Source organism: Candidatus Equadaptatus faecalis, from assembly GCA_018065065.1.
In the GTDB taxonomy this organism is placed as follows: Bacteria; Synergistota; Synergistia; order Synergistales; family Synergistaceae; genus Equadaptatus; species Equadaptatus faecalis.
This window is the reverse complement of record JAGHTZ010000074.1, coordinates 22,875-29,201: the sequence shown is the minus strand read 5'-3', so window position 1 is coordinate 29,201 and position 6,327 is coordinate 22,875. Positions and strand designations below refer to the sequence as shown.

The 6,327-nt window shown below is 48.6% G+C and carries 6 protein-coding genes and 1 riboswitch; of the genes, 5 read left to right on the top strand and 1 reads right to left on the bottom strand.

What is annotated here, in order from left to right; translation table 11 throughout:
• The coding region (locus KBS54_06005) for an LUD domain-containing protein (GenBank protein MBQ0055678.1) at nt 1-332 on the bottom strand (332 nt) is incomplete at its 3' end.
• 115 nt (nt 333-447) lie between these two features.
• Here KBS54_06005 and KBS54_06000 point away from each other — a divergent pair.
• The 5 genes from KBS54_06000 to KBS54_05980 all read left to right on the top strand — a co-directional run bounded on the left by KBS54_06000 (nt 448) and on the right by KBS54_05980 (nt 6,282).
• Nucleotides 448-714 (top strand): YhdT family protein, encoded by a 267-nt coding sequence (locus tag KBS54_06000; protein MBQ0055677.1) that lies wholly within the window; start codon nt 448-450, stop codon nt 712-714.
• Nucleotides 707-2,176, top strand: coding sequence for a sodium/pantothenate symporter (gene panF, locus KBS54_05995; protein ID MBQ0055676.1), 1,470 nt, complete (start codon nt 707-709; stop codon nt 2,174-2,176). Before KBS54_06000 ends, panF begins: the two co-directional genes overlap by 8 nt.
• Nucleotides 2,176-2,979 (top strand): TIM barrel protein, encoded by an 804-nt coding sequence (locus KBS54_05990; protein MBQ0055675.1) that lies wholly within the window; start codon nt 2,176-2,178, stop codon nt 2,977-2,979. Before panF ends, KBS54_05990 begins: the two co-directional genes overlap by 1 nt.
• 32 nt (nt 2,980-3,011) lie before the next feature.
• Nucleotides 3,012-3,193, top strand: a riboswitch (cobalamin riboswitch).
• Between the two features lie 146 nt (nt 3,194-3,339).
• Nucleotides 3,340-5,235, top strand: a complete 1,896-nt coding sequence (locus tag KBS54_05985; protein ID MBQ0055674.1) for a TonB-dependent receptor — start codon at nt 3,340-3,342, stop codon at nt 5,233-5,235.
• Nucleotides 5,236-5,388: 153 nt separating this feature from the next.
• Nucleotides 5,389-6,282, top strand: a complete 894-nt coding sequence (locus KBS54_05980) for an ABC transporter substrate-binding protein (protein MBQ0055673.1) — start codon at nt 5,389-5,391, stop codon at nt 6,280-6,282.
• Nucleotides 6,283-6,327 lie beyond the last annotated feature (45 nt).

Below are 6,327 nucleotides of genomic sequence, written 5' to 3'. Positions count from 1 at the left end.
GAACCGTCAATATTTACAATCGCTCCGTCTTCGGCTGAAAGTCCGTTTGCGCTGGTGACTATCCAGTCAGCGTTAAATTCAGCAAGTCTGTTTTCCGTCGGCGTTGCGTAATCTGCCTTGGATTCCCAGTGGTCGATAACCCTGCTGCCCCTTTCCTTGAAAGCTGCATACAAACCCGCCTCGCGCACGCTCATTGTCCCTGGTATACCCACGGAACATTCCGCAGGAATAAGTTCAAGTGCGAATTTTACAGCTTCTTCTTTTGTTTCCGCCACCTGTGTTTTGAAACCTCTTGTTTCAAGTATTGCCGCAACTTTCTTTAACGCTTCCATAATGTATCCCTCCGTTTTGTTTCAGTTTGCAGATAAATCGCATGTAAATTATAGTATAATCTGTGAAAAATAACAGAGGACAACTAATCCGGCAGCTTGACGAGGAGGTTTTTTAATGAAGCATTCTGACACGGGCAGAATATTGCGCAGGGAAACGGCAGTAACGCTGCTGTTATATCTGCTTTTCTTCGCATGGTGGTATGTAACTGCATACTGCACCGAACGCGACCCGTCAAAATACCGTTACGTCTTCGGGGTCCCCCGCTGGTTCTTCCTCAGCTGTATTGCAGGCTATCTCGGAATTTCCGCGCTTTTGTGGCTGTGCGTAAAATTTTTCTTTACGGACGTGCCTTTTGACGGGGAGGACAAATCAGATGAATAACATATTTTTCCCTCTTGTCTGCTATCTCCTGCTTGTTTTGGGAATTGCCGTATGGGGCAGCCGCAAATCTGAAAAATCAGGCGACGCCGACAGCTTTATGAAGGAATATTTCATAGGCGGACGCTCAATGGGCGGGCTTGTGCTCGCAATGTCGATTATCACCGCCTACACAAGCGCGAGTTCGTTTATAGGCGGTCCCGGAGTAGCCTACAACGTGGGACTTGGCTGGATACTTCTTTCAATGATACAGGTTCCTACGGCATTTCTGACGCTCGGTGTTCTCGGCAAACGCTTCGCAATCATTTCCCGCCGTACAAACGCCGTCACGATTACCGATTTTCTCCGCGCAAGATACAACAGCGACGCAGTCGTTATTCTTTCTTCCGCGGCTCTGCTCGTATTCTTTATGGCGTCAATGCTTGCCCAGTTTATCGGCGGAGCGCGTCTTTTTGAGTCAATAACAGGTTATTCCTACCGCACTGGGCTTATCATTTTCGGCATAACGGTAATTCTTTACACAACCGTAGGCGGTTTCCGCGCAGTTGTTCTGACTGACCTCATTCAGGGCTTTATGATGCTGATTGCATCTTTTGCAGTGCTTTTTGCTGTTTCCAAGGCAGGCGGCGGCGTTGCGAAGATTATGGACACTCTTTACAAAACTGATCCGGCGCTGCTCACACCGTACGGGGCAGGCAACGCAATACCGCTTCCTTATATGCTTTCCTTCTGGGTACTTGTCGGCTTCGGAATTCTCGGTCTGCCGCAAACCACACAGAAATGCCTCGGCTTTAAAGACAGCCGTTCCCTTCACCGCGCAATGGTAATCGGAACTCTCGCCGTCGGGTTTCCGATGCTTGCAATGCATTTGGCAGGAGCTATGGGGCGCGCCGTTATGCCCGGAATTGAAATAGGCGACCTCGCAATTTCAACGCTTACGATTAAACTTATGCCGCCGTTCTGGGCCGGGATTTTCATTGCCGGACCTTTGGCGGCTATTATGTCAACGATAGATTCCATGCTGATTATGTGCTCGGCAGCCATAGTCAAAGACTTGTATTTTCACTATGCGGCGAAGAATGACGCTTCGCGCGTCACACCAGCCTCCCTGCGCCGAATGAGCTTTTCCGTAACCGCATTTATCGGAATTATTGTTTTCTTCGCCGCCATGCAGCCTCCGGCATTGCTTGTCTGGATAAATCTGTTCGCTTTCGGAGGACTTGAGGCTGTTTTCTTCTGCCCGATTCTTTTCGGTCTTTACTGGCGGAAGGCAAATGCTTCCGGCGCCGTGCTCTCAATGCTGACCGGCTGTGCCGCGTTCTTCTTCTTTACAATAACGAAAGTATCCGTCTGCGGAACAACTGCCATTGTCCCCTCTCTTTCAGTTTCCGTAATTGCATTTGTTCTCGGCAGTCTGTTCGCCAAAGCTGAAGACGAAACCCTTTTGAAAAACTTCGACTTTTAATGGAAACAGGCAGACTGCGCTTCACCAACGTAAAACTCGGCGGAACATCCTGGGTGCTTCCCGGCGGCGGTTCTTTTTCTGACAACATGAAAAAACTGTCTGCCGATGTTGACGACATGGAGATTGTCCTTTGGGACAACAAATACGGGTGCAATATTCCCTCAAAGGATGACGTAAAACGGCTGCGCGGCCTGCGTGAAGAACTCGGTATGAGCTGCTGCGTGCATTTCTCGACCAACGTCAGTTTTGAAACGTCACCTGAAGGCAGAACACTCTGCGAAGACAAATGCCTCCGCACCATGGAACTTTTTCGTGACCTTGACCCGTACGCGTGGGTACTTCATCTGCACGGAGAACTTTTCGGTCCCGTACCAAGCAATGATATGGATTGGTTCTACGAAGCCACGCGCAAATCCTCGCTCAGGCTTGCCTCTGCAACGGACGAACCGTGGAAAATCTGCGCGGAAAATCTTGATTTCAGTCTCGACTATATAATAGAAACGGTAAAAGAGGCAGGTTTTTCAATCTGCCTCGATCTCGGACATCTCGTTCACGTGCAGGAGGACGTGAAGGCTAACGTTGAAAAATTCCTGCCTTACACGAGAATACTGCATCTTCACGGCGTAAAGCCTGATTTAACCGACCACGTTGATTTAAGCTACTACGATCAGAATTTACTGGAATGGATATTCCGACGCCTTGCCGACGGAACGGATCGCATAATGGACCTTGAAGTTTTTGAAGCCGACTACGACAAATCCATAGAAATACTGCGAAAATTCAAGGCGGAAAGGAATTTGTAAAATTTCCTGTTGCAATTTTCAGGGTTTTGTTTTATACTCTTAGCCACAACAGAATAGTGTTCAAAGATTTTTGGACAGGGAATCAGGTGCAAGACCTGAGCAGCCCCGCTGCTGTAACCGGGACGAAGGCGTGCAGCTCCATTGCCGAAAGGTGAGAAGGAACGCCGGAGGATGAACGGAAGCCAGAAGACCTCCCTCAAATCTGTGCAAGGTATCGCGAGGGCGAGATACGGCAATTTTTTGTGCGCACGTGACGTGCGTAGAAGAACGTATATTATGACTCCCGCGGCGAAGCGGGAGTTTTTGTTTGTTGGCGATGACGCAGAACCGGCTGTTGAAATATTAAAGGAGTGTTTCACAATGAAAAGAAGTCTTCTGGTTTTCATGCTGCTGACAGCCTTGCTGTGTGTTTCGGTGCCGGCTTCAGCCGACGGCGGCAAAGCGGCAAAGGTTCAGCAGCTCAGTGCGGTCGAAGTTACAGGTTCGCGCGTGGCTGACAGCATCGCCGACGTTCCGGCACAGACGTATGTGCTTACAGACAAAGAAATTGCACAGTCAGGCGCGACTAATTTAGCTGATGCTCTTGCCCGCGTTCCAGGCGTCAGTTCGCTTGTGAACAACAACGGGCTCGCTTTCCAGAGAAGCGTTTCGGTGCGCGGTTTTACAACAGAAGTTTCCGTGCTTGTCGACGGCGTGCAGTACACAAACCCGCTGCACGGTGCAGGCGAAATGGGCGCTCCTAACCTGAACACTATACCTCTTGAAAGTATTGAGCGTATTGAAATCGTAAAGGGCGCAGGCTCGGCGCTTTACGGCTCAGACGCCGGAGGCGCCGTCATCAACGTTATAACAAAGAAAGGCGCGGAAAAAACCTCGGCATATCTTAAAACAGAAGGCGGAAACGGCGGATATTTCAGGGGAAGCTTCCGCGGAACCGTTGCGGAAGACGGACTTGTCGGCACGGTAGGCTACAGCAGAACCGTTGAAAACGACGACCATGTTTATGACATCTACGGCTCAAAATTGAAAAGCTTTTACGGAAACGACTACGTTGTACGCCTCGAGAAAGGCAAATGGGCGTTTTCAGGCAGCTTCGGAGATTCCGAATCAGCTTATGACAGCTTCGATACGTGGTACGGTACAGGTTTTAACGAGATCGGCAGAAAAGACAAATACGCCCGCCTGAATCTTCAGTACAAGGATGCGCGCACAACAGGACGCGTGTTTTACAACAAGGCGGAATACGATTATCCGCTTGAAATGAACCCAAGCGGACTTTATTACAATAAATTTGACACGGAATCTCTCGGCCTGACGTTCAACAGAAAAGAGCTGTTTGACAAATGGAAGCTCGTCTGGGGTGCCGACGTACGCAGGGACAAGGTCGATTATAAGAATTACGTTGACCCTTCGGCGGATTACGACCTGGCAAGAACAAACACAGCGCCGTATCTTGAAGCAAACCTTATGCTCGGCGAAGCCAATCTTGACCTCGGTCTGCGTTTTGACCACTGGAACGTCAATAACGGCGAAACTGAAAATCAGCTGCTGCCGAGAATTGCCTTAAGCTGGGCAAACAAAAACGACGTCATGTTCTACGCATCTGCCGGACGCTTCTTCTCCATGCCTACCTTCTACCAGCTTATGGGTGAAACTTCAATGTGGGTGTCGCCGAATCCTGAACTCAATCCGGAAAAAGGCTGGAGTTTTGAACTCGGCACAAAGGCTGCATCTGCAAAAAATCCGTGGTCCTTCAACGTCTTTTACACAATGCTTGACGATGCCATAGTCTTTGATTACGACCCTGAAACCTATATATCGCAATATAAAAACATAAATGAAAAACGCGCGTGGGGAGCCGAAGGAAAATACACTTGGAACTTCGCCAAAAACTGGAGCTATGCCCAGCAGCTCAGCTACACAAGGGCAGAAGAAAAGGCACAGAACAGTTCAGACTGGACCCGCTCGACAGACCCGCGCTGGGACGTTGCAGGCTTTCTGAACTACAACAATAAAAACTTTGACGCGGAAATAAACTGGCACCTCTACACAGACAGAGAATTTACCTATCGTGCAACACCTGAAGTCGACGACGGAAGCATTTTCCTTGTAAATGCTTCGCTGAACTACAAATGGAAAAACGAAACCCTGCGTTTTGCCTGCACCAACCTGTTTGACAAAAAATATTACACAAACGCTTCCGGCTATCTCGGCGCGGAACGCCGCGTAATATTCAGCTGGCAGCATGAATTTTAAAAACGATTAAGAAATAAACGGCGTGCCGGCGCTGTTTATAAAAAGAAGGATGTTTGCTGACACATCTTCTCACCAACCGGCTGAGGCTCCGGAACTGCACATCCGGAGCCTTTTTGTTTCAGAAAGGAAGAAATGTTGTATTATTATTCTGCCATGAAAAAATTTATAACTGTGCTTCTTATACTGCTTGCCCTTTGGAGCCCTGCATATGCTGCCCCAAAGAAAATCGTGTCTCTCACTCCGGTCGGCACCGAAATCCTGTTTGCCCTGGGACAGGGAAACAAAATTGCCGGGGTAACCACCTATTGCGACTGGCCTCCGGAGGCGAAGCAAAAAAAATGCGTGGGAGATTACTTCAACGGAACAAACCTTGAACGGCTGCTTGCAGGCGGCGTTGATTTAGTCGTTGTTTCCGACCTGCAGGACTCTTTAATTCTCCGGCTGAAACAGACCGGGATAAAATATGCCGTAATAAAACAGGCAACGATACAGGAAGTTTTGGCTTCAATCAAAAGCGTGGGGAAAATATGCGGGGAAGACAAAAAAGCAGACAGTCTCGTCCGCGGCATACAAAAAGATCTAGATACAATAAGAAAAAAAACGGCAAAATATCCGAAGCCGTCTGTTGTAATATGCGTTTCCAGGGAACTGTCGGAGCCGAGAATACGCAGCTTCTACGCGGCGGGACACGAAACCTTTTACAGCGAGCTGCTTGAAATCGCAGGCGGAAAAAACATTGTAAAATCACGCGCTACAAACTATCAGCGGATTTCTTACGAAGGCCTGCTGTCGCTTAATCCTGACAGAATTATCGACGTCGTTGGGGACAAATCCGTTTATCATTCAGACATTAAAAAGGTTGACCTCGACAAAATTTTTGACAAAAACAATCTCAAACGCCAGTGGACTTCTTTAGCCGGCGTGAAAGCCGCAGTTGACGGTAATATTCACATATTCAGCGGCACTCTTTATCTCCGTCCCGGCCCGCGCATGGCACAGATTGCCCTGTCCTTTGCAAAGGCGCTTCACCCCGAAGCCTTTAGATAAACTTTCTGATAAAGCAAGAAAAACTAAAAGAAGTCTCTATTTTGT